This is a genomic window from Candidatus Magnetaquicoccus inordinatus (assembly GCF_004217665.1).
In the GTDB taxonomy this organism is placed as follows: domain Bacteria; phylum Pseudomonadota; class Magnetococcia; order Magnetococcales; family Magnetaquicoccaceae; genus Magnetaquicoccus; species Magnetaquicoccus inordinatus.
This window is the reverse complement of record NZ_RXIU01000025.1, coordinates 1-25,094: the sequence shown is the minus strand read 5'-3', so window position 1 is coordinate 25,094 and position 25,094 is coordinate 1. Positions and strand designations below refer to the sequence as shown.

16 protein-coding genes are annotated in these 25,094 nt (G+C 53.7%); 8 read left to right on the top strand and 8 right to left on the bottom strand.

Annotated features, from left to right (window positions below):
- Positions 1-374 precede the first annotated feature (374 nt).
- A complete protein-coding gene (locus EJP87_RS03810) occupies positions 375-560 on the bottom strand; it encodes a hypothetical protein (protein WP_130470540.1) in 186 nt (61 codons plus the stop codon).
- Between the two features lie 312 nt (positions 561-872).
- Between EJP87_RS03810 and EJP87_RS03805 the strand changes: the two genes are divergently transcribed.
- Together EJP87_RS03805 and EJP87_RS03800 are read left to right on the top strand one after the other, a co-directional pair.
- Positions 873-1,196, top strand: coding sequence for an HdeA/HdeB family chaperone (locus EJP87_RS03805; protein ID WP_193771120.1), 324 nt, complete (start codon positions 873-875; stop codon positions 1,194-1,196).
- A gap of 234 nt (positions 1,197-1,430) precedes the next feature.
- Entirely contained in the window at positions 1,431-1,991 is a 561-nt protein-coding gene (locus EJP87_RS03800) for a hypothetical protein (RefSeq protein ID WP_130470538.1), read from the top strand.
- Between the two features lie 51 nt (positions 1,992-2,042).
- Here EJP87_RS03800 and EJP87_RS03795 read toward each other — a convergent pair whose 3' ends face one another.
- The 4 genes from EJP87_RS03795 to EJP87_RS03780 all read right to left on the bottom strand — a co-directional run bounded on the left by EJP87_RS03795 (position 2,043) and on the right by EJP87_RS03780 (position 7,464).
- Positions 2,043-2,369 (bottom strand): cupredoxin domain-containing protein, encoded by a 327-nt coding sequence (locus EJP87_RS03795; protein ID WP_130470537.1) that lies wholly within the window; start codon positions 2,367-2,369, stop codon positions 2,043-2,045.
- Between the two features lie 507 nt (positions 2,370-2,876).
- Complete coding sequence (locus EJP87_RS03790; RefSeq protein ID WP_130470536.1) at positions 2,877-4,622, bottom strand: glycosyltransferase; 1,746 nt, start codon at positions 4,620-4,622, stop codon at positions 2,877-2,879.
- A gap of 271 nt (positions 4,623-4,893) precedes the next feature.
- Positions 4,894-6,720, bottom strand: a complete 1,827-nt coding sequence (locus EJP87_RS03785) for a PAS domain-containing hybrid sensor histidine kinase/response regulator (protein WP_130470535.1) — start codon at positions 6,718-6,720, stop codon at positions 4,894-4,896.
- Between the two features lie 63 nt (positions 6,721-6,783).
- Entirely contained in the window at positions 6,784-7,464 is a 681-nt protein-coding gene (locus EJP87_RS03780; RefSeq protein ID WP_130470534.1) for a hypothetical protein, read from the bottom strand.
- A gap of 557 nt (positions 7,465-8,021) precedes the next feature.
- Between EJP87_RS03780 and EJP87_RS03775 the strand changes: the two genes are divergently transcribed.
- Genes EJP87_RS03775 through EJP87_RS03760 form a run of 4 tightly spaced genes read left to right on the top strand, consistent with a single transcriptional unit; the run spans position 8,022 to position 16,527 of the window.
- Entirely contained in the window at positions 8,022-8,933 is a 912-nt protein-coding gene (locus EJP87_RS03775; RefSeq protein ID WP_130470533.1) for a hypothetical protein, read from the top strand.
- Between the two features lie 13 nt (positions 8,934-8,946).
- Positions 8,947-13,086: a response regulator gene (locus tag EJP87_RS03770; protein ID WP_130470532.1), complete on the top strand. Its 4,140-nt coding sequence runs from the start codon at positions 8,947-8,949 to the stop codon at positions 13,084-13,086.
- Positions 13,083-14,795 (top strand): CheR family methyltransferase, encoded by a 1,713-nt coding sequence (locus EJP87_RS03765; protein ID WP_130470531.1) that lies wholly within the window; start codon positions 13,083-13,085, stop codon positions 14,793-14,795. Before EJP87_RS03770 ends, EJP87_RS03765 begins: the two co-directional genes overlap by 4 nt.
- The gene (locus EJP87_RS03760; protein ID WP_130470530.1) at positions 14,779-16,527 is read left to right on the top strand and encodes a response regulator; all 1,749 of its coding nucleotides are present in this window, start codon (positions 14,779-14,781) and stop codon (positions 16,525-16,527) included. The genes EJP87_RS03765 and EJP87_RS03760 overlap by 17 nt, the downstream gene beginning before the upstream one ends.
- On the opposite strand, the gene EJP87_RS03755 is transcribed toward EJP87_RS03760, so the two are convergent.
- The 3 genes from EJP87_RS03755 to EJP87_RS03745 are packed head-to-tail and all read right to left on the bottom strand — an operon-like array spanning position 16,465 to position 21,624.
- Positions 16,465-17,901: an efflux RND transporter periplasmic adaptor subunit gene (locus EJP87_RS03755; protein ID WP_130470529.1), complete on the bottom strand. Its 1,437-nt coding sequence runs from the start codon at positions 17,899-17,901 to the stop codon at positions 16,465-16,467. The genes EJP87_RS03760 and EJP87_RS03755 overlap by 63 nt on opposite strands.
- Positions 17,898-18,770, bottom strand: coding sequence for an efflux RND transporter periplasmic adaptor subunit (locus EJP87_RS03750; RefSeq protein WP_193771119.1), 873 nt, complete (start codon positions 18,768-18,770; stop codon positions 17,898-17,900). The genes EJP87_RS03755 and EJP87_RS03750 overlap by 4 nt, the downstream gene beginning before the upstream one ends.
- Positions 18,712-21,624 carry a TolC family protein gene (locus EJP87_RS03745; protein WP_193771118.1) on the bottom strand — a complete coding sequence of 971 codons (2,913 nt, stop codon included), beginning with the start codon at positions 21,622-21,624 and terminating at the stop codon, positions 18,712-18,714. Before EJP87_RS03745 ends, EJP87_RS03750 begins: the two co-directional genes overlap by 59 nt.
- A gap of 14 nt (positions 21,625-21,638) precedes the next feature.
- Between EJP87_RS03745 and EJP87_RS17625 the strand changes: the two genes are divergently transcribed.
- On the top strand, positions 21,639-22,007 hold the full coding sequence (locus EJP87_RS17625) for a hypothetical protein (RefSeq protein ID WP_193771117.1): 369 nt from the start codon (positions 21,639-21,641) through the stop codon (positions 22,005-22,007).
- 61 nt (positions 22,008-22,068) lie between these two features.
- A partial coding sequence (locus EJP87_RS03740) for a DUF4347 domain-containing protein (RefSeq protein WP_130470526.1) occupies positions 22,069-25,094 on the top strand: 3,026 nt, incomplete at its 3' end.

Sequence of the window (25,094 nt, the reverse complement as noted above, 5' to 3'; positions counted from 1 at the left end):
GCGCCTAATGGAAGCAAGCTGTGCGGATTGGCGCGCATTTTTGCGCCAATTCGTACAGCATCCCCATGGGGGGAGAGCTGGCGAGTCATCGCAAACCGGGTAGACCTGGCAAGCCAGCATGAACCTGAATAGTTACGAATATTTTACGGTAGCGCAGATCAGGCACAAGCTCAGGGGCCATCAAGAGCTGCCGGTTGGGAGAAGAGAGCGTGAGTTGTTACGTGTGTAACATGTTCAATAGTGCTTGCGTAACAGAAAAAGAGCAATAAAATCATCTATGTTACACATGTTATGTGTGTTATGTATATATAATATATAATAGAGATAAACCTTTGCAAGCCGCTTCCTCAGGGCAAGCGCATTTGCCAATTTCTTCACTGTTGCCACAAGCGAAACTGTGCATGTCGGGCGTCCGCCCTCCCAAAGAGTGCCCCTTCGGGGCACAAATCGGTGCGGCGTGCGCGAATGCTACGCATTCGCTTTTGTGAAACGCCGCACATTTTCAGCAGGGCTTTGCCCTGCACCCACCAGGAGGAGATAATCTCCTCCTGGACCTCCATAATAATTTTCTGATTTTCAAATGCGATTGCCCTGGCCGCTTCCTCGGTGCACGCGCTCTGGTGTTTGCACTCTTACAAAAAGTTCACGTAACGGCGTAACAGTTGTTAACTTATTGATAAAAAACTAGAATGTTGTTACGTGTGTTTTTTTCCTCACGTAACAAATTTTCGTGTATGATGTGCAAGAGAGTAAGGGAGAGGGAACAGACTTGCTGCCATCAAGGGGCAAGGTTAACTACGGCCGAAAACGACCCTGTGCGGTAGGCCGATCTTTCAATGTGGATTAACAATTTGTGGGAGGCTTTTCATTCAATGAAAAAATTAATCTTGGCATCGGTTGTCTCAATCATGACACTCGCTACCACGCAAGTGGCCGATGCAAAACGGGCTGTTTCGCCAGATATTGATTTTGGGCGTTATACCTGTCAGCAATTTTTGGAAGAGGTTGCCAACTCTGGTGAAGATGATGTAGGAGCATTATTGCTGTGGTTGGATGGTTATCTGAGTGGGGTGACCGGTGATACCGTATTAAAATGGAAAGAGTTTGAGCAATTTACCGAAAAGTTGGTCAATCGTTGCAGCTCTCGTGGGGGAGAAAAATTGTTGGATGCTGCGCGTAAAGTAGGGGTCCAATAGAGCAGGATGGCTTTGGTCGGCAACAGGGATGTTTTATCATGAGCAGGATGAACTCTTTATTCTGGTATAGTTACGGGAATTGACCTCTCCAAGTGATGCACCCTGAAAAACGCGCTGCCGACGGCACTGTCGGCAGTCGCACCGAGCAGTAGCATTTTAATGGGTACAAGATTATTGCCGAAGTATAATAGTGATTGATTTGTGATATGTTAAATAATTAAGGTGATTTATATCATGAGTGTGAGATTGAGATGTTGCCATATAGGGTTCATGCTGTTGCTGTGTCTGCCCTCGTCACTGTTGGCCGGAGCTGCGGCAGTCATACCTCCAGAGTTGGATCGGCAGATTGTCAAACTGGCTGATTTGTTACGGGATGCCGTGGCAGAAGAGAACAGAGAAGGTCGGATTGTGCAAACGATCCGGAATGTACCCGGAGGGGAGTTGGTGTTGGTGGTGCTGAGTGTGGGAGGTTTTGCGGGTGGGAACATGCACACCCAGTATCTGGCGGTATTTTCTTGGGATGAGGATGCGCAAGCTGCCCGCTATTACACTTTGGTGGATGTGATTGCGATTGGCGGACGCGGTTGGCGGAGCATCAGCGCCATTTCGCCGCAAGGCAGTTATAACATGAAGAGCGGGGCAGTCTGTTTGCATTTTGAGGCGATGATCAATCAGCAAGAGGATGCCCCAAATTTTCCCAGCAGCAAGGGCAAGGTACAGTTTTTATTGCAGGCCGCCCGCCTGCAGGAGATTCAGGAGAAAAACAGCCCTTGTACCAGCAAGATGCAGCGTTAGCTTTGTTCTGCCGATGCCAGAGATCCTCAAATCGTGAAAATCTATCAAGATTCACGGCTCGACAGTGATCAGCCCCTGCATCTTGGTCGCGTGCGGTCCACAATGGTAGGGATAACTGCCGGGTTGCTGGAATACAAATGACCAGCTCTCATCCGGGAAAAAATCGGGCGATTGAAACAAACCCTCGCTATCGCTGACAACCGAGTGATAGGTGGCTCCCGACTCGGCGTTTTTCCATACCACCTTGCTCCCCGCTTTGATCGTCAGATTTTGCGGCTGAAAGCGCATCTTTTGGATGACTATCTCGACAACCGGTTCCGCCAGCGCCGTTGCTTGCACTGCAAGCATAAATATTGCCAGTAGGAGTGCTGTAACCATTCTATAGTATAGCGTTTTTGTTGCTGATAGCCGGTCGCAAGGCAGTTTTTCCTTGCCTCTGCTGCCCCTGCTTCCAGCAGGTGAGTCTGCACACAGATTAGCCTGCGTTGCTCTTGCTCCCTGTTGCCCGGCTCCTTGCCCTTTGCCGATAACCATTGCTCACCTCGTTCGCCAATGATGAGAGAGTGAACTCTCTTGCTGACCTGAAAAAAAACGGCAACTCTTTGTTGCTCTGCTGCCCCTGCCTGGACGCATGGTTGCCCATTTTTCTCACCGTTGCCACACGCTTGCACCGTGCAGGTCGGGCTCCGCCCTCCCAAAGAGTGCCCCTGCGGGGCACCGATTGTCGAGGCGTGCGCGAATGCTTCGCATTCGCTTCTGGTGAAACGCCGCTGCATGCAGGACTCCGTCCTGCACCTGCCAGGAGGGGATAATCCCCTCCTGGACCTCCATAATTCTTTTTTGTTTTACACCTGCTATTGTCTGTCTCTGCTCTATTTGATTATGTTATTGATTCTGGCTCGGCATCAACTCCAGAAGTTGTGCCGCCAACGCTTTATCGCCTTTCAAAACCGCTTCCTGCAAAAGCGGCAGCAACAAAGGCGTCATCTGCTGTTGATAAAAACTCTCTCTCTCCTCCACAGTCAGTTGCCCAATAGCCTGCTGCAATTTCTTCCGACCATACTCAGCTTCATTGCGGAAAGAGAGCTTGATCCCACCAAGCGCCAAAGCCAAAGCAATATGGCTCTGCTCATGCAACGCCTGCTTGACCCCAAGAGCCAACACAAAGGCAAAATCCACCTTGTTCTCAGCCAGCAGATCCTTGACCACCGCCAGAACCTCCTCCCCACTGGCACGTACCCCATCCTGCTGCAAATAGCGACTCATCTCCTCCAATTGATTGTTTTGCGCAAAGCGTGCCACCACCTGCGCAAAGCTCTCTCTCTCCTCCCGCTTCATGAGCACAGTCACGGGGGTATGAATGGGAAAATATTTTTCCCAACGGGTCGAGGTAAAATAGCGTATGGAATTTTGCAAAGTGTGCGATTGCACGCCCATCGAATTATGATAACAAATGGCCGCAATCACTACCGCTTTTTGTCCCTTGTCGCGATAGGCACAGCATAAATCGGTTGCATATAAATGAAATCCCAACTTGGGATCGGTTCCGGGATAACCACTCTTGCGAAAAGCAAACAAACACTCATCCAAAGAGTGAACCTCATAGGGAAAGATTCGGGAGTTGTGAAACAATACCCGGTCCAGCACATAGCCGCTGCTGTAAGGACGCTCGCTGGCTGAATTGACACCATATACCCCATATATGCCAATATCAGCAATCTGCTGATCCGCCTGCCGGACCTTGTGACAAAACATCCGGTCCCACCCCTCAGGCAAATAGACATCTTGATGCAGATAAACAATAAAATCATTGACCGCATAATGCAAACCAGTGGCAATGGCATCAGCCGCAGTCCTGGGCTCCAATATCGGAATCAGTTGATGCGGATGCCCCTTCTGCAATACCGGCGACGAGAGAAGATAGTCATTGAAAATGCGCTTGTTGTTGACGGCCACTACAAAGGAGATCTTGAAGGGGGGCGGCAGCTCGGCAAAATAGTCTTCATTGAGCGTGCATTCAAAGAAAAACTCATAAATCGATAAATATTCCGTCATCAAGGGTTCATTAAATTTTCTTAATTTATAATAATCCCTGATCGCCTTGACAAAATCGCTGTCGATTTTGTTGATGGAAAAACAGTGTTTGCCAGAGATCCAGCCACTGTCCAACATCAGCTTGATAAAACTGGCATAGGTATAAAAACGAATCTGTTGATGGTCCACCAGGACCGAGCGGGTATATTGAAAATCACCACAGGCAATCTGCTCCATAATGCCATGGTATTGGATATTTTTTACCGAACAATAGAGTTTGCCCTCTCTGTTGAGAAAGGCAGCAAGGCTTTTCAAGATGCTTGATGGTGAATATAATCTTTCAATCAGCCCGGAGACGATAATGCAGTCATAGCGGCCTATAGGCAGACTGTTTCCCTGGCTATCGCTGACCAGTTGTTGTGCGGTAATCGTTTCGGCAAAGGGCGGAAGATCCAATAGATGAAATACCGCATCGGGAAATTTTTTCTGCACCTCTTGAATGATCAGGGCAGCATCCAGAGATAATACCAAAACATGTTTGGCCTTTACCGATATTAAGTTGACAAAATCGGTATATTTATTTGTATATTCCTTCACGTTATCATCCTTGTCCAAAAAACGGCCTCTCGCCGATCTCTGCAATGCCTGTCAGCGCCTCTTTTTGATGATGCAGCAAGCCTGTATGGTGCACAGGGCTGTCGCGGTCAGTCGTCCTGACAGCGCATGATTTTGCCTGTTTCTCTTTGTCTGTTCTGTTGTGTTCTCACCGTTCTGTTCGCACCAGGAGAGAGCTACTCTGGCGGCTGATGCTGCAAGAGCCTGCGGGCAATTATTTGCCAATACATTGGTTTTGTCAATTTTTTTGCTATTATTTCTCAGTGTTAACCAGCACACTGTAACGGTCAAGCAGTTGCAGCAGCTCGCGTTTTTTGATCGGCTTGCACATATGCTCATTGCATCCGGCGGCAAAGCTCTCTTCTCGTTTATCCTGGGAGGCATGGGCGCTCAAGGCCACGATCGGCAGAGGGGGGAGTGACAGCTCTTGCTCACGCTGGCGAAGCAGACGTACCGCCGTATAGCCATCCATGAGCGGCATTTGAATGTCGGTAATCAGCAGGTCAAACTGCTGCTGAGCGATGGCCGAGACCGCCTCCGCGCCATCGCTGACAATCACCAATTCATGGGGACTGTTTTTCAGGAACAGTTGCACCAGCAGTTGATTTTCCGAAGAGTCTTCCGCCAAGAGAATGCGCAGTTTTTGGCCGGGCAGGGGGCTGCTGCTGCCCGCATCCTCATTGGCCGCCGCTGCAGGCAGCGTGGTGGCGCGGGCCGGCAGGGTAAAATAAAAACAGCTCCCTTCTCCCACGCTGCTGTTTACCCAGATGCGTCCGCCCATACATTCGATCAACTTGCGGCAAATCGCCAAGCCCAGACCGGTCCCACCATAGCGGCGGCTGATGCCGGAGTCTGCTTGCGTAAAATCTTCAAAGATCATCGCGATTTGCTCGGCAGCAATGCCAATACCGGTATCACGCACGGCAAAAAGCAGACTCTCTTCCTGTTCGGGATCGGCTTGCACCTGCAGAAAAATCTCCCCTTTTTGGGTAAATTTAACGGCATTGCCCAACAAATTGATCAAGATTTGTCGCACCTTGCCCTCATCGCCGACAATGGCTTCCGGCAGGGCAGGATCAATCTGTACCCGCAAGAGCAAACCTTTGCCGTGGGCCACCACGCGCATCAGATCGGCGCTCTCTTCCACCAGCAGGCGTGGCGAAAAGGGTTCCGCATCCAAGGGCATGCGCCCCGATTCGATACGCGCAAAATCCAGCACATCATTGATCACCTCAAGCAGACTTTTTCCAGAGCGATAGATGATCTGTGCCAAGCGCTCCTGCTCCTGGTCGAGAGCTGTCTCCAGCAACAGCTCCGACATCCCCAACACCACATTCATCGGTGTGCGAATTTCATGGCTGATAGTGGTGAGAAAACGGGTTTTGGCCTGATTGGCCGCCTCTGCGCGATCTTTGGCCAGACGCAGCGCCTGTTCCAGCTCTTCACTCTCTGTCACATCCAGAGCCATGGAGAGGACTCCATGCACCTGATTGCTGCTGTCTTTCAGGGGAACGTTAAACCATAAACAGGAGATGATTCTGCCATCTTTGGTAATATTATTGCCCGGTTGCGAATAGCCTGCCTCGATTCCGGCCAACAGATCGGCCATGGCCCCTGCAACCGGCTGCAACGCTGCCTGTGGTACAAACAGTTGCAGCGGGGTACGTCCCAAAGCCTCGGCTTTGCTGTAGCCAAAAATTCGTTCGGCAGCCGGATTCCAGTCGGTGGCGCAAAATTGAGTATCCCAGACAATAAAGGCAATGGGCATGCGTGCTACCGCTTGCGCCAACAGATCATTAAGCTGATGCAGTTTGCCTTGGGTCAGTTGCAAGGAGAGGTGTGACTGCTGTAGATCGGTGGTTTGTTTTTGCAATCTGCGCAGCAACAGTAGATAGAGGGAAACCACCGCAAAGGACATGATCAGATCGGTAACAAAGCCGGTCAGCAAAAAATCGAAACGGATTGTATGGTGAAAATACCAGGAAAAAAGAGTGACAACCGCCAGCGTGCCCAGCTCAGAGAAAAACAGTGTCGCCAGTAGGATGCGTGCAGGAGACCATGTGTGCAGAGTATGAATCATGAATGTTCCCGGCCAGGGGGGAGCGTGGTCTGCTGTCTGCTGCACTTTTGCCAACGAGCTTGCTCAAAAAAGAAAAATATCATCCTCTTCGCCTTGTTCATCCGGATCGACCATCCCTCCCGGTGGTCGTAAAACACGTCGATCACCCACGCGCCGATCCAGCCACTCCGCTTGCGCATAGATCTCTTTGAGCAGGGGAATGCACTCCCCTTCGATACAGTTGAGACGCAGGGCCCAGGCGGCCACCCAGGCATACCAGAACAGACGCCGCAACTCCCGGTAGCGCTCCTCATCGGCGGCTTGCCAACAATCCTGCTGCAAGTTGCGAATCAACTCTTCCAGTTGTTGCCCGGGATCTTGCGCCGCCATCAGGGTATCGATACGCTGTTGCACCTTCTGCAACGAGCCCACCGCCTGCAGGGTGCTTTGCAGCGAAGAGAGCAGACGGTCCATGTGTGCGGAATTTTCCAGAGAGCGTGCCAGCTCAATATAGCGTTGCGCAAAGTTCAAGGCGCGTTCGGCAGCCTGAAAATGTCCCGGTCCCACATTGCCGGGGGGATCCAAAAAGACCCGAAAGGCGTCGCGCAAGGTTAAATAGCGCAAGGCGACGAGAATGGGATCTCCGGGTTGAAACGGGGCCATCCCTTGACTGCGGCCCACATCCCGTAACAAGTCTGCTTTCAAGGATCCGTTGGCACGGATCAAAGAGGAGATGATCTGTCCGATGGTATCGCCCTGGCTCACGTTCCAGATCCTTACATTTTGATAAATGTTGGAAAATGATGGTGTTGGTTGCTGTCGGCACAAGAATCTTTTTCGCGCCCTGCCAAGCGCTATTTGTTACAGGACATCCCTTGTGCTGTCAATCCGTTCTGCATATTTTGCGGCACTTTTTTCTCTGTTTCTCCTTCCTCTTTCAGGAGGGAAGGGCTGATTTTTCTGTCAGAGCAAGCGCATTTGAAAATCAGAAAACTATTATGGAGGTCCAGGAGGAGATTGTCTCCTCCTGGTGGGTGCAGGGCGAAGCTCTGCTGAAAATGTGCGGCGTTTTACAAAAGCGAAGCTTTAAGCCTTCGCGCACGCCGCACAGATTTGTGCCCCGCAGGAACACTCTTTGGGAGGGCGGACGCTCGACATGCACCGTTTTGCTTGTGGCAACAGCGAGGAAATTGGCAAATGCGCTTGCCCTGTTTTTCTGTTTTACAACCTGCAAAACGCGCAGTAAACTGCAAGATTGTACCAGCAGGAGCCAGGGGGTTTTTTTGGTTCTTGTCTCGCCTCATCCGTCCAGGGAGTGTTACATGCTGCGCGCCATGTTTCTGCTAGGGATAATGGGAATGGTTGTTTTGCCGGTGTGGGGGCATGAAGAGCGGCTGATGACACCCTCGCATGTTTATGCCGAGGCGCTGCGTCTGGAAAAAGAGGTGGAGATATTAAAAAGCCATTTTGGCATCACCGAGGTGCGCCAGACCGAACCGGTGGTCGCCCAACTGCAACCGCGTCATCCCTGGCAAAAGAGCTATTTGATCTTTCGCAAGATCAATCTTTTTCGCCGTCAGCACGGTTTTCCGGAACAGGCCGCCCAGAGTTTGCAACCGGTATTAAATCTGGAGCCGCATTTGGTTTATGAACAGACGCAACGCTTGTTGACAGAGATGCAGTTGCTTAAACTGCGTTTGGGCATTACCAAGAGCGTGCCTCCGCAAGAGCTGATTGCCGATAAGCAACCTGCAGATGTCTTCAACAAACTGCATTTTATCTCCGTGCAGTGGGATCTGCTGTTGCGCGCTGCTACGACCACCAATGAGCTCTATGCAGAGGTCAAACGTATCGATGCCGATGTTGATACCATTATGGATGCGCTGCACATCAGCGACCAGGCCTTTCCTCCAGCCAATAGAGGCACGGTCTCTCTCTCTGAATTGCTGGCAAGCAGCTTTACCCTGTTGACGGAAGTGCAACGATTGCAACAACTGGCTGCGATACCCAGAATTGATTTTGAACCGTTCCGCCATCCCAAGGAGATCTCCTTGGCGGATGTCTGGAACATGATTGGCTTTATTCTGGCAGAGTTGCAGACAGTCAAAGCCAGTTTGGGGTTGCACAAACATTTGACCCCGGTGGCTGAATATTATGAAGAGAAGAGTCCGGCGGTGCTCCAGCAACTGCTGGGCTATGTCACCCATAAATTGCACTTGATTCGTGCTTTCTAACGGGAGATTGCTGATGCGCCACTCTCCTGCCCGATCAGAGACTACTCCTCCCTGGTACTTTCGCCTCAGTTTGCGCAGCAAATTTGTATTGATATTTTATCTGGTGACCCTGACCTTTCTCGCAGTGATCGGTCACTATGGTTACCATAATGCTGCGACTGCTTTTCGCGGCAAAGCCATGGAACGTGTGCAAGGACAGATGTATCGGGTGAGCAGCCAAATTGGTGATAAATTGCACTCTGCCCGCTCGACACTGCACTATTTTTCCGACCATTTCAGCCTGAAACATCTGCTCTATTGGCAGGATATGGAGGATAAAAAACGTCAGGATCAATGGCGGGTGGTGACACGCAATGAGTGGTTGGGTTTTGTCAATAATGCAGATATTTATTATAAAGTAAGTTATATCAGCAACGATGGACAGGAACGGTTAACCATTCGCCGTGATCCCCTGAGCCGTGAGGTGAGCGCTGTTGCGGAACGCGAGCTGCAGGATTGGAGTGGCGATGTGCACGTGCAAGCTGGTTTGTCGCAGGAGGGGCGCTCCCATATGGTGTCACGTATGGATTTAAGCCGGGAGCAGGGGCGTTTGCAAAAGCCCCTGCTGCCAGTGCTGCGCTTTACCCAACCGGTGTTTGGCGATAATCGGGTCAAATATGGTGTGGTGATGGTTACCCTGTTTGCGGAAACGCTGTTTGATACCTTGCGTGAAGCCAATAAAAACAATGAAAAGAGTGAATATTTTTTATTGGATGTCAACGGTTTTTACCTCTTCCATCCTGATCCGGAAAAGCGCTTTGGGCAGATTCTCGGTCATGGCGAAAATATTGGTAATCGTTATCCCGGTCTTGTCCAGCGCTTGCAAGCGCATCCGGAAGGAACCTTTAGCGAAATGGGGCATGTGATCGGTTATAAACGCATTTTTCCCCAGCCAGGCGATTTGAACCGCTATTGGATCGTTTTGAGTGTCACCCCGGAAAAGGAGATCCTGGCAGAGTTGGACCATTTTCGTCTGCTCTTTTTCTCTTTGGTGATTGTGTTGTTGTTGGTGGTTTTTGGGGTGGTACAACGCTATATCGACAGCTTGATGAAGCCGTTGGCCCAGGTCACCCAGCAGTTGCAGCGTTTGAGCCAGGGGCAGGTGGAAAGGGTGACTCTGCTCTATCGGCCGCAGGATGAGATTCGCACCATGTTGGATTCGTTGGAACGGATGATGGGCAATCTGCAGTTGTTGGTCAACCATGCCGATACCATTGCCCGAGGCGATTTGACACGGGAAGCGCCTCTGCTTTCGGAGCATGATCGTCTGGGGCAGGCGCTGAACAATATGACCTCCATTTTGCGCAGCAGTCGTCAGAGCGAACAGCAGCAGCTTTGGTTAAAAGATGGGATTGCTCTGCTGCATCAGGCGCTCTCCAGCGAACTTTCTCCCGCAGAGATGGGCGAGCGGGCTTTGCATTGGATTGCCCGCTATCTGGCGGCAGGTCGCGGGGCGCTCTATGCCTATGATGCCGAACAGGGCAGATTGAATTGGCTGGCTGGATTTATGCTGAACGCGCAAACGGTGGTGAACAGTGTGATACCGCTTGGTATGGGTGCAGTCGGTCAGGTGGCGCTGGAGCGCAAACCTTTGCTGCTCAGTTGGCCGGAGGAGAGAGTGCATCCCGAACTGCGCTCTGCCACCGAACTGCGTCCGGCCCGTTATACCTTTACCTGGCCGTTGTTGCGCGAAGGGGAGCTCCTGGGGGTCATGGAGCTCAACAGTCTGTTGCCACTGGCGGAAATTCATCGGGAGTTTTTGGAGAGTGCCACCCAGGTGACCGCCTATTTTCTCTATATAGCGCTGCAAAGAGAGCGCATTCACAATCTGCTGCGTCTGGCAGAGCAGGCGCGGCAGGAGGCTTTGCAGCAGTCTGCCCATTTGGAGCTGGCCAACGCCCGTTTGCAGATGCAGCAGCAGCAGTTGCAACAGCAGACCGAAGAGTTGCAACGGACCAATACCCACATGGAGGAGCAACAGCAACAACTGCAGCAACAGACCGAAGAGTTGCAACAGACCAATAGCCAGATGGAAGAGCAGCAGCAGATGTTGCAGCAACAATCGGTCGTTCTGCAAAGCCAGAATGAGGAGCTGCAGCGTTCCCAACAGGAGCTGGATCTGCGGGCGGGATTGTTGGAGGAGACCAATCGCTACAAGAGCGAATTTTTGGCCAATATGTCCCATGAGCTGCGCACCCCACTCAATTCGATCATCCTGTTGGCAAAAATGTTGATGAGTAACGAACAGCAGGAGCTCTCTGAAAGCAGCATTCGGCAAGCACGGGTGATTCATGATGCGGGCAATGAGCTGTTGCGTTTGATTAATGATATTCTTGATCTTTCCAAGATTGAGGCGGGGCGCATGGAGCTGCTCTGGACAACTGTTGCCAGCCGCAGCTTGCTGGAGGAGTGGCAGGAGCTGTTTGCGGCCATGGCGCGTGAAAAGGGGCTGCAGTTGCGGATGGAAGATCGTTGGCAGGGTGAGCTCTATACCGATCAGCACAAACTGTCGCAGGTGATGCGCAATCTGCTGGCCAACGCCATTAAATTTACCCATCGCGGTCAGGTGGAGCTGCTGATAGCAGCAGTGCCAGAGGAGGCTGGCTGGCTCAGTTTCAGTGTTCGGGATAGCGGTATCGGCATCGCCCCAGAGCAGCAACAGCGTATCTTTGATGCCTTTCAGCAGGTGGATGGCTCCATTTCCCGTCAATATGGGGGGACTGGTTTGGGGTTGTCGATCTGCCGACGGCTGGTGGCACTGCTGGGTGGTCGTATTGAGCTGGTCAGTGCTGTCGATAAAGGCAGCACCTTTACCGTACTGTTGCCGCTCTCTGCTCCGCCAGAAGCGGAGGGGGAGAGAGCCAAGGAGAGTCTGCCGCTGTCCCACCAGGAGAGCTTGCGTTGTCGTGATGATCGCGACTCTTTGCAGAGGCATGAGCATCCGATTCTGATTGTCGATGATGATCCGATCTATTGCGAGGCACTGCTGCTGCGTACCCATCATTTGGGATACAAGGTGTTGCTGGCCGGCAATGCCGCCGAGGCGCTGGCTCTGGCTCAAGAGTATCGACCGGCTGGCATCCTGCTCGATTTGGGACTGCCGGATCAAAACGGTTTGGCGCTGCTGCATCAACTCAAGGCAACCCGCGAATTGAATGCCATCCCTGTCTATATCGTCACCGGCAAGATAGATCCCTTCTCTTGGCAGGAGGAGGGGGCGCTGGGACTGTTGCACAAACCGGTCTCTACTGAAAATCTGGCTGAGGTGATAGAAAATTTTCGTCGCCTGCAAAGCCAGCCGTCGCGGGTTTTATTGGTCGGGGGAAGCACGGAGTGCCGGGATTGTGCGCTGGGCCTGTTGGATAGGCAGGGGATAGATGTGGTCATGGTGCAGGGCATCGAGGCCGCGCTGGAGGTTTTACAGCAGGCAGCAGGCAGGCCGTTCAATGTGGTGGTCAGTGATTTTCGCCTGCTTGGTGAGGAGACAGCGATTGATCTGTTTGCGTTGCTGGATCAGCACCATCCCTTGGTACCGGTGGTGGTCTGCAGCAACAGTGCGTTGAATCCGGAGGAGGAGCAGGCGGTACGTGCCTATACCGATGCCATCATCCAACGCAGCCCGCAAGCGGATGTGCGGCTGTTGGCCGATGTAGAGCGCTTTTTGCGGCAGATTCGTACTCCGGTGCAAAAGATGGGTGAGTGGGCACGGGATGGTGCTGCCGGGGTTATCCCTCTGCTGGCGGGGCGGACCATTCTGGTGGTCGATGATGATCCGCGCAATCTCTATGTCACCACCTCGGCTTTGGAACAACAAGGCGCGACTGTTTTGCAGGCGATGAATGGGCGCAAAGCTTTGGAGTGGCTTGCTCGCCAACAGGTGCACCTGGTGTTGATGGATATCATGATGCCAGAGATGAGCGGTTATGAGACCATCGAGGCGATTCGGGCGCAACAGCAATTTCAACACCTGCCGATCATCGCCTTGACCGCCAAAGCGATGAAAGAGGATCGGGAAAAATGTTTGGCAGTGGGCGCCGATGATTATCTGGCCAAACCGGTTGATTATGAGATGCTGGTCAATATGGTACGCATTCGCAGTGATCCGCTCTCATGAGTGTGATTTTGATCGAACAGCTTGGTGTGCGCCATCTGATGATCCAGGGGGAGCGTTTAACCCTGGAGCAGGAGGGACAACTGGCTGCCCAGTTGCCGATGTTGCTGGAAAAGCCGTTGGAGGTGCGCTGTTATGATCTGCAGTGGCCATCGGCACAGTTGGTGGCGCTGTTTGGTCAATTGATGAATGAGGGGCGCAACAAAATTTTTTGTTATAAATTGCCCCTGTTTCGCTATCTGAAAAGTCTGGGTCTGCCGGCACGTTTGGTACAAGAGCAGTCGTTGCCTCGGGAGGAGCGTGACCCTTTTCGTGCCTTGGTGATTGGCGGTTCTGCGGAGAGTCTGGACAAAATTATCCAGTTGGTGGAGGGGTTGCCGTTGCATGATTGGGTGGTTTTGATTGTCCAACATGTCTCCGAGGATCGATTGCACCTTTTGGATCGCCTGCTGCAGCAGCGTACACCCTATAGCGTATTGATGCCCCATCATCTGACCCCTTTGCAAGCGGGAACGATCTATATTGCCCCCCCGGGATTGCAGATGCGTGTGGCGCACGGTCTGCTCTATCTGACACGGGATCGGTTGCTTCAGGGAGCCAGACCCTCTTTGGATGCGCTTTTTGCCTCGGCCGGTGAGGAGTTTGCAGAGGCAGCGTTGGGGGTGATTTTGTGTGGTTGGGGAGAGGATGGAGTTGCCGGAGGCAAACAGTTTGCGGCGTGCGGAGGCAAGTTGCTGCTCTTGGAGGCAGAGGATTGTCCGACCGCCCGTTCCATGCTGCTGCATGCCCGCCAGGAGATCAGTCAGGCGCTGACTCTGGGGTGGGAGAGTCTGTTATCCCTGCTCTGGGCGGCGGCGCTGGGAGCAGAAAAAATCGTACCCGAGCAGGCAATCGATGCCTTTTATGCCGCGGTCAATCGCCAGTATGGGTATGATTTTCGTGCCTATCATCGCGACATGTTGGCGCGTCGCCTGGAGATAACCCGTCAGGCTCTGGCCGTCGATAGCCTTTATGAGTGCCAACGAGAGGTTTTGACCTCCCCTTTGGCCTGTGAACGTCTGTTTCTGGAGTTGTCGATCAATGTTACCGCCTTTTTCAGAATGCCGGCACAATTCCATTTTTTGCAACAGAAGATATTTCCCTATCTGGCCTCTTTTCCGCACCTGAAAATCTGGATTGCCGGTTGTTCCAGTGGTGAAGAGGTCTACTCTTTGGCCATTCTTTTGCACGAGGCCGGACTATTTTCCCGTTGTATTATCTATGCGACCGATATCAATCCTTTTGTCTTGCTGCAGGCGCGCAATGGCCTGTATGCCAAAGAGCAGCTCATCACGCTGCAACAATATTATCAGGAGGCTGGCGGACAAAGGGATGTTCAGGAATATTTTGTCGATAATTCTTTGACTTATGTAGAAATTCAGCCATTCTTGAAAGAAAAAATTCTTTTTTATCGCCATTCGCTGGCCGGAGATGGGGCCTTTAATGAATTTCAATTGATTCTCTGCCGAAATTTATTGATCTACTTCAATCAAACCTTGCAAAAAGAGGTGATGTCGTTGTTTGATCGTTCCCTGCATCGGGATGGTGTGTTACTTTTGGGTGAGAAAGAGGGGATCCAACAAGGCGAAGGGGAGCGTTATTTTACCGCCTTGAAAAAGGGGACAAGTTTTTATTCCCGCCGGAGCTGGATGGTTGATGGCAATGAGGGATGAACGATTCACCATTTTGTTGGTCGATGACAATCCGCACAATCTGTTCACCTTGCGCAGCTTGTTGCAGCGTATCGATCTGCTGCGGGTCGAAGAGGTCAGCAGCGGTGAACAAGCCCTGTCCGTGTTGCTGGAGCAAAGCGTAGACCTGCTGCTGTTGGATGTGCAGATGCCGGGGATGGATGGTTTTGCCGTTGCCCAACATCTGCAGATGACCTCACGCACGCGCGATATTCCTATCATATTTATCACTGCTGTTTATAAATCTGCCGAGTTTGTCCGCCATGGCTATGCCGTGGGCGCAGTGGATTATCTGACCAAGCCAGTGGACGACAACCTGCTGTTGAATCGGGTGCGGCTCTATATGCAGCTTTCGCAACGTGAACGCAGCCTGCATGTGGCGCTGCAGGCTTTGCGGCAGCGGGAGAGAGAGCTGGAAAGTGCCAATCGGCTGTTGGAAGAGCGCGTGCGCGAACGCACCAGACTCCTGGAACAGCAAAATCTGGCCTTGCAGCAGGCCAAGGGGGAAGCCGAACAGGCATCACGGGTGAAAGGGGAGTTTTTGGCGACCATGAGTCATGAGATCCGCACCCCGATGAATGTGGTTTTGGGGATGTCGGAGCTGTTGCTGGAAAGCGAACTGGATCAAAAGCAGCGTCGTCTGTTGGAGGTGATGCACAACTCCGGCACCGCCTTGCTGGGGATCATCAACGATATTTTGGACTTTTCGCGCATTGAGTCTGGTCATTTTGAGTTGCGGGATGAGCCCTTCTCGCCGCGCAAACTGATTGAAGAGATGGTGGCGCTGTTGCGGATCACCGCCGAGCAGAAAGGGCTGCTGCTGGAAGCGCAATTGTCTGCCGATTTGCCACAGAGCATCCTGGGCGATGAGGGGCGGTTGCGGCAGATATTGCTCAATTTATTGGGCAATGCTCTCAAATTTACCGAGAGGGGACGGATCGACATCCAGGTGACTGTGGATCGCCAGAGCACAGAGAGGTTGTTGTTTCAGGTCAGCGATACCGGCATTGGTATCCCTGGCGAACAGTCGGAAAAAATTTTTGAGCGTTTTACCCAGGCCGACAGTGGCATCACCCGCCGTTTTGGTGGGACCGGGTTGGGGCTGTCGATTACCCGGCTTTTGGTCGAACGGATGGGTGGGCAGATCTGGTTGGAGAGTGGTGTGGGGGAGGGCAGCCGTTTTTTCTTTACGCTGCCGCTGCGGGAAGCGGCCTTGCCAGCGCAGTTGCGCGAGGATAGTTCGTTGCCGATGAACAAAACAGAGATTCCGTCGTTGCGCATTTTGCTGGCCGAGGATGTGGAGGAAAATCAGGTTTTGTTTGAGGTCTATCTGCAGGAGACCCCTCATCGCTATGTGATGGTCGGGGATGGTGCAGAGGCGGTGGCGCGGGTGCAGCAGGAGGAGTTTGATCTGGTGATCATGGATGTGCAGATGCCGCGCATGGATGGCTATACGGCTACCCGCCTGATTCGCCAATGGGAGAGCGCCATGGGAAGGATGCCGCTGCCGATCATCGCCCTGTCGGCGCATGCCATGGAAGGGGAGTTGGAGCGCAGCCGGGCTGCCGGATGCAGCTCCTATCTGACCAAACCGATCCGCAAAAAAAATTTTTTGGCAGCGTTGCAGGGGCTCTCCTGGTCAAGAGAGAGTCTAGATGCCCAACCAGCGCCGAGCCACTGCCAGGGGGCGACGGCTGAGCAGAGTGAACAGTGAGACTGTCTGATGGTAGATGCGGGCCGAACCGGCCAAGCCGATACGTGGCAGTGCGCGGGTATCACGAAAGCGTGCCTTGATCCGATAGGCGAGTAGCGCTTCTGCAGTCACCTCTGCCTGATAACTGGCATATTCCAGTACCGCTGGCAGGGGATCCTGGGGATGAATGTGCAGAAAAAAGGCAATTTCTGCTCCAGGCTCCAGGGTGATGGCATCGGCAACCGGCAGATGAATCTCCAACTCCACCTGTTGCGGATCCGCCAGCAGCAACACCCGCTCTCCCACCTTTACCGGGCGTCCTATCCAGTCGTTGCTGTCGGAAAAGATGGCCACGCCAGCCCGCACAGCCCGCACATCCACCCGGCTCAAGCGCTCCGTCAGATATTCCACATCGGCATTTTTCTGCTCCCAACGTTTTTCCTGCAGGGTGGTTTGCACCATTTTTTGGTTTTCACGGGTTGCCTTTTGCACCGCTTGCCGATAGTCGGCGGCGGCCACCTCCAACTCTTTTTTTGCTGTCTCCAACTGATTGCGCAGTTGCGTATCCTCCAGACTGAAGAGCAGTTGTCCGGCTGTGACCATGGCGTTGGGCGCGACATGAAAACGATCGATCACCCCGGCCAGGGGGGCACGCACAATGACCGGTTGTGCCGCCACCACCACGGCAGGCGCCAAAGCCGATTGTCGTACCGGGAGCAAGAGAGCCAGCAGCGCGCCTGCCAACAGCGCCATACGCAGCAGACGAGCGCCTCCCCAGGGCTGGGAAAAAAATATTTCGTTGCCGCGTGTCCACAGCGAGCGCTGCTGCAAGAGTGGCTGCCAGAGCAAGGCATAGCCAGCCACCAGCTCTTCCAAAAGCTGGCGTTCGCCATTTTCCCAGGGAAAATCGCGAGCCAGAATGATGCCTCCCAACTGTTGCCGGGCCTGTTCGGGCGGGCCAGAGCGGTACATGGGTAACCAGAGGGCATAATCAGGAAACCATTGACTCCACTCCTCTGCCAACATTGTGGGCAACATTGCGGATACGGGATGATTGCTCAACACCTCCTCTTGTGCGGGCAGGGGCTGTTGCGCCAGTTGCAGTGAGCCTCTTTTGCTGCTCTGTCGGCTGAGGTGTGCCAACACCCCCTGCAGCCACAACACAAAGGGCGACTGCTGCTCCAGCAAGGCCAAGCCGGAGAGCGCCTCCACCTCTCCCTCTCCGGGAGCATGGCTGCGCCACAAGGCGGCCTGACGATAGGGGGAGAGTTGCTTGGTTTCGTTCACCATTAGAAAGGTCAAACTGACCGCATCCTGCAGCTCGCGGGCCTTGCGCAGCAGTCCAAGCAGGGTAACCAGTTGGCTGGGGCCGATGTGGGCAGAGGGATGGTTCATGGCAGGTGGCGGGGGTTGCCGGAGCCTTCCCGTCCCGGCAGACGTGCATAACCGCTCATGCCAGGCAGCAGCTCGTTGAACTGGCCATCGATGGTGGCAAAGAGCTTGATCGATTGGCTGACCGAGTCAATCATGGCGCCAAAGGCGCTGATTTTGGCGGGATAGCTGCGCTGGGTTTCGTCAATTGTGATTTCGATCGGCTCGCCAAGACTGAACTGCGGCAGTTGCCGGGAGGGGAGCAGAAAGAGCAGCTCCAGATTCTGTTCGTCGAGAATCTCCAGCAGGGGATCCCCAGCCTTGACAAACTGGTGCTCCTGGGCAGAAACATTAATCACTCGGCCAGCATAGGGGGCATGGATCTGGCAGTGGTCAATTTTGACCTGGATGATGGCCACTTCGGCACGCGCTTGTGCCACCTCTGCCTGTGCCACTTTCTCTTCCAATTTGCTGGTGGCCTGCAGACGGGAGAGTCGATCATTGACCTGGGCTTTGGCCTCGGCAACCTCCAGGAGTGCCCGTGCCCGTTGCAGTTGCGCCTGTTCCAAAGCGCAATCAAAGGCCACCAGCAGCTCTCCTTTGGCAAAACGTCCCCCTTCGCGCACGCTCAAGCGGGTGATGCGGGCCGCCATTTCGCTGGAGAGTTGGGTGCGTCGTTTGGCATACAGCTCTACCCGCCAACTGGCGGTTGTTTCGGCGGTTGCAGAGGAGGCAAGAGCGGGATGTTGCGCTCTGCTGCGCTCTTCAGCAGCGGTGAGGGGAGAGCCTGGGCAGAGAACAAGTGCGCCAAGCAGCAGCCAGAGCAGCTTCGGTTTATCGATCGCCTTCCGGCTCTTCGCTATCGCTTTTGTTGGCTTTTTTCTCGACCACATTCTTGACATCCTTTTTTGCTGGCGTATTGCCGGGCGATTTTGGCGCAACAAGAGGCTTCTCTTTCTCTGGAGGGGGAGCGGTCGGGGCCACCTCGGCGACACCCTGCAGATGTTCTGCTTCGGCCGGGACGATCACACTCTCCACACCGGTGGCCAACATCAACAGCCAACGATAAAAAATTGCCTGTTCGCGATTGCGCATGTGGGCCAAGCGTACCGAATGGATGGGGCGCTTGCGCTCATCGAGCGCGGCGATGGCCTGGGCAGCAAAGCCTCGCTTTTGCCACTCTTCGGCCAGACGACGACCGTTATCTGCCCCCTCCATGGCTGCCACCTGAATGGCAAATCCGGCAGGTTGTTTACTGCCTGGGATGGCTGGGGGCAAGGGTGCCTCGCGGAAGATTTTCCAACCATCAGCCTCTTTGCCGAGAATCATCAGTTTCCGGGAAAAATTTTGCAAGTGATTGGAGCGATAGGATTCACGAAAAGTGATCTGGCGATAGTCGATACTCCCTTTTTGCAACAGGGTGGCCAGAGGGGCGGGAATTTCCCGCACCATCTGGATCTGATCCACATCGACCTGGAGAAAGGAGAGGTTGTGCAGGGTCTCCCGGGTACGCTGTTTCCAGGCTTCCAGCGAAGGTTGCAGGAAGGGTTGAAATTTTTCCCCGGCATAAAAGGACCAATAGTGTTCGGGAATCCGTTGTGACCAGGCTTTGGCCCATTGCCGCAACAGGGTGATGATTTCCCCAGGAGGCTCCTGTGTGTTTGCCGGAGTTTGGGCTGTGGTGGGGGGATGCTCAATTTTTGGCGGCTCTTTGCCCTTTTCTGGGCCGCTGACCTTTTTGTTGTTTGCCGCCTCTTTGTCGGTGTTGCTGCGGGCTGCATGGCTGCTGGCAGCCGGTGCAGAGGCGGCACTGGCCGAGGCAGTGGCTGCGGCTGCCATGGTTGCTGCGCTTGTTGCAGTGGCTGCCGGGGCTGCTGCCGGAGTGGCTGGAGCTGCACTGGCCGGAGCGGCTGGAGTAGCCGGAGTGGCTGGAGCGGCTGCCGGAGCTGTACTGGCCGGAGCGGTTGCGGCCTTGGAGAGGGGCTCGGCTGCCGGAGCAGGCTTGTGGGCCACTGGCGGAGCCTGCTCTGGGGCATATTGTTTGTCCAAACTCTCTTCATCCATGAATTGCGGATCAAGAAAATAGTCGGGAATGGCCGCTTTTTCCGCCTCTGGCGGGGCAGCGCTGCGCATTTTTTTGCGCCGAGAGTGCGTCGCCGATTGCGCCAGGCTCTCTTCTACCTGATGCAGTGGGGCCAGTGAGATGCCTTCGTTCCAGTTGTTCAGAGAGCTGCGCACGGTCTCGGTCAGTTGTGCCAGATCTTCATGGCGGCTGGCTTCGGAGGAGAGATCAACCCCCAAAGTGCCAAAAATCCGTCCCAGGGAGTTTTGCGCATCAGCATAGGCTTGAAAGAGTTGCAGGCGGATCATCAGGGCACTGGCGGCGGCAGTGATATATTCCAGACGGCTTTGTGCATCGTTGTGGGCGCTCACCCCATAGTTGGTAAAGAGACGCTGCTCTACGGCATCCAGCTCTTCCACCGCCAGCAAACGGCGCTGGTCGCTCAGATATTGCCGATAGGCCAGATGCACCTGACTGATAATGGCCATATGCAGGGTCAGACGACGCAGGCGTGCCAGCTCCTCCTTGTTTTCGGCCAGACGAATCGCGGTCGGGCCCTGCAACAGATTGAGAATGTTCCATACCACCCGTGTTCCTGCCTCTTCCCACTGCGAATTGAGCGTATAGGAGTTGCTGTCCCAGTTGTGCCCGATTTGAAACTCTAAACCGGGCAACAGACGCAACATTGCCTTGCGCACATCGGCACGACCGATCCGAACCTGATACATCGCTTCACGCAGATCGGGGCGATTATCCAGAGCCAAGGCTTCCAGCTCATCCAGGCTTAAACGAATCTCTGGAATGGTCAACACTGGATCATCGGGAATAGCCAATTGAAAGCTGCTGCCAGGCGGCAGATTGATCAAGGCGGCAAATTCGGTTTTGGCCAGACTCAGTTGATGTCGCAGATCCTGCATCTGTTTGACAATCTCCAGCAGGGTCTTTTGATAACGGAGAATTTCCACCTGTGGTTTCAGCCGTTCCTGTTCCACCTTGCGGGCATCCATCAAGGCTTGGCGGGCCTGTTGAATGATGGGACCGATAGCATTTTCCAGCTTTTGCGCTCCGGCTGCCTTCCAATAGGTGGAGCGTACATCCTGCAGCAGTGCATGTACCGCTTTGCGTTGGTTTTCAGTGCTGATATGGGTGCGGTCAGCCTCTTGTTCGGCTTGGATGGCGCTGATGCCAAAATCGAGGAGATTCCAGGTAGCGGTTAATTTGGCGCTCTCTTTGACCTGATCCTGGGAGGTGGAGTAGGAGCCGGAGCTGATTTGATCGGTGAGGGAAAAACCCTTGGCGGCATCGGGATTGCTGCGGGCACGCAGCTCAGTGCTGGCGGCAATTTGCGGCAATAGATCAAATCGTCCCAGCTCCAGTTGTCGTTGCGCCACCGCCTTTTCCATCAAGGCAACCCGATGGGTCAGATTATATTTCAAGGCGCGAGCCATCGCCTCAAAAAGCGAAATCGGATGGCTAACCGGCTCTTGTTGCTGGAAAAGAGAGCCGCGATCCTCGCTGAGAATATCGGTACGTTCCAGGGGGGAAATGGGCAAAAGGGGATAGTTGCAGGCGGCCAAAAGAGAGGAGGTGCCCGCTACCAACAGCAACAACGACAGGCGACGCCGACGGTTTACCCGACGGCTCTGGCCTGGCTGTAGCGGAGGGAGCGGATCATGGTGCGACATGGTGTGCAACTCAGTTGGGAGATCTTTCCGGTGCAAGAGAGAGTGATGCAACCGCTTTATGCAAAAAAAAGGCCGTTGATAATGATTGCAGGGCAATCGCATTTGAAAATCAGAAAATTATTATGGAGGTCCAGGAGGAGATTATCTCCTCCTGGTGGGTGCAGGGCAAAGCCCTGCTGAAAATGTGCGGCGTTTCACAAAAGCGAATGCTTAAGCATTCGCGCACGCCGCACAGATTTGTGCCCCGCAGGGGCACTCTTTGGGAGGGCGGACGCCCGACATGCACAGTTTCGCTTGTGGCAACAGTGAAGAAATTGGCAAATGCGATTGCCCTGATAATGATTGCGTTGGCGCCAGTAAAAGAGCTAACATTCAGAGAATGATGGGTGAGTTGTGGCTGTGCAGAGCTGTCAATGGTTTGCCTCTTCTTGGGGAGTGGGGAGCATGGCGGAACGGAGTGAAAATCGCTGGTGGCAGGCTTGTCGCGCCCTGTGGCAACGGTGGCGTACCTCTGTGCTCTCCCCGCCCGCACTGACAGAGGAGGAGCAGAAGGGTGATTTTTGGGCTCTGGAAGCGCGCCTGATGTTTGACGGTGTGGGTTTGGCCGAGAAGCATCCCTTGGCGGAGCCGTTGCTGCCGCTGCTTGAGCGTGTGGCGGCGGCGCCAGAGAAGGTGGTTGCCGAACAGCAGGAGCTTGCTCGGCAACGGCGGGAGATTGTGTTTATCGATAGCCGGGTAGAGCAGTTGCAGAGCTTGCTGCAGCATGCCAAGGCCAATGAAACGGTGGTGGTTTTGGATGGTGCCCGTGACGGGGTGGAACAGATTGCGCAATTTTTGGCAGGCAGTCAGGCCAAAAGTGGCGGGCAAGGCTATGATGCCATCCATATCGTCTCGCATGGGCAGCAGGGTGCGCTGTTGTTGGGAAGTGCCGTGTTGTCCAATGACAATCTGCCGCGTTATGCCGAGAGGTTGCGGCAGTGGGGAGAGGCGCTGACTGCACAGGGAGATCTGTTGCTCTATGGTTGTCAGGTGGGCGAGGGCGAGGGAGGGCGTCTGTTTCTGCAACATCTGGCCGAGGAGAGTGGGGCCGATGTGGCGGCCTCCCAAGATTTGACCGGCGCGGCGGCCCTTGGCGGCAACTGGAATCTGGAGGTCAGCAGCGGCTCTATCGAAAGCAGCATCGCTTTTACCAGTGAGGTGCAAAAGAGCTATTCCGGGGTGTTGGCGGCTTTGTCGGTGACCAATCTTAACGATGATGGCTCCGCCGGTTCATTGCGCAATATCATCACCAGCGCGCAAACGAATGGGCAAGCCGATACCATCTCTTTTGACTCCTCGTTGTCGGGAACAATCTATCTGCAAAGTGTAATTAGTATCACCCTTACAGATGGTTTCTCGTTGACCATCGATGGCGGTCAGCGGGTTACCTTGAGCGGTGATGCCCAGCAAAATGATTCCACCAACTATCCGACTACTCTGGATACCAGCAATAAACAGATTTTCTCCATCGGTTCAAGCAGTACCGTTACTCTGCAAAATTTAACCTTCACCCATGGCTATGCCACAAATGGAGGGGCGATCTATGATAATGGTACTCTTGTTGTCGATAGTTGTGTGTTTGACCATAACTATGCCACCACTGCAGGTGGCGCTATCCTGGTCAATAATAACAGATCTTTAACGGTAAGTAATAGTGTCTTTATCTATAACAAAGCGACAGATGGAGGAGCCATACGGACCAACCCCGGCAGTGCTTTGAATATCTCTTCATCTTTGATAAGTAATAATACGGCCACAAGTGATGGTGGTGGTATTTATGTCAGTAGTGGTGGTAGTACAACCTTAATACTCAATTCAAGCACAATAACAGATAACACAGCACCCACCGATACAGATTTGCGCCTGACTGGCACCGCGTTAACGACTTTTTCAGGGAGTGCAAATTATATCACCAGTACAACTGGATTGCCTGCAGGATTTTCCGCCACCTCCAGCGATACAATTGCCCCCACTAAAGGCACTATCACGGCTGCCGGGGTAACAACGGCCGGAGCAACCGCCTACTCTTTTTCTGTGGTATATAACGACACTGGCACCGGGATTGATTTGACCTCTCTTACTACAGGTGATGTCACGGTTAAAAATGCGAGCAACACCGCTTTGACCGTTACTGGAGTGCAATACAGCTATAGCAATACCACAGCGGTCACCGCCACCTATACAGTGACGCCCCTTGGTGGCAGTTGGGATTATACCGATAATGGCACCTATACCATTGCCATTGTCGGCAGTCAGGTCAGCGATGCGGCGGCCACTGTGCATTATGTGGCGGTCGATGCGAATGCTGCCACCTTTACGGTCAACATTCCCCACAGCAACAGCTTGCCCACTGGAGCGGTGAGCATCAGCGGTACGACTGCCCAAAACAGTACCTTGACGGCCAGCAATACCCTGGTCGATAGCGATGGTTTGGGGACGATCAGCTATCAGTGGCAGGATTCGGCGGATGGGGTGAGTGGTTGGGCCAATATTGCTGGGGCCAGCAGCGCAACCTATGTTCCGCCGCAGGCGTTGGTGGGTAAATATCTGCGTGTAGTGGCCAGTTATACCGATGGTTATGGCACGGCTGAGAGTGTGGCCAGCAGTGCCAGCACGGCAGTGAGCAATGTCAATGATGCCCCTGCCATCACCTCTGGCAGCAGTGCCACGTTGGCAGAAAACAGTGCCAATGGCAGCTTGGTCTATACGGTCACCTCCAGTGATGTGGATAGTGGCGATACGGCTCTCTACTCTCTTGGTGGCGCGGATGCTGCCGCCTTTACCATCAACAGCAGCAGTGGCGCGGTGACACTTAATGCGGCAATCGATTATGAGAGTAAATCCAGTTATAACATTGCGGTAACGGTGACCGACAGTGGGGGGTTGACAGCCACGCAGGCGGTCACTGTTGCGATCACGAATGTCAACGAAGCGCCGAGTATCAGCTCGGGGGCGGTGGGCAGTGTGGCCGAAAATGCCGCCACCTCGACCGTGATCTATACGGCAACGGGCAGTGATCCCGATGCGGGCGATACGTTGAGCTACACTCTGGGCGGGGCGGATGCCGCTTTGTTAAATATCAACAGTGCCACGGGAGCGGTGACTCTACAGAGTTCTGCCAATTATGAGAGCAAAGCAAGCTACAGTTTTACGGTCATTGCCACAGATGGAGGGAGTTTGACCGCCAGCCAAGCGGTCACCATCAGCGTCAATGATCTCAACGAGGTACCAGTATTGACCTCGGCGGCGACGGCAAGTGTCAATGAAAATGCCGCAACCTCCACCGTGGTCTATACGGTTACCTCAACGGATGTCGATGCCGGTAGCGTGCGCAGTTATAGTGTGAGTGGAACAGATGCGGCCTATTTTAGCATCGACAGTGCGACCGGTGCTTTGACGCTCAACACTTCAGCCAATTATGAGAGCAAGAG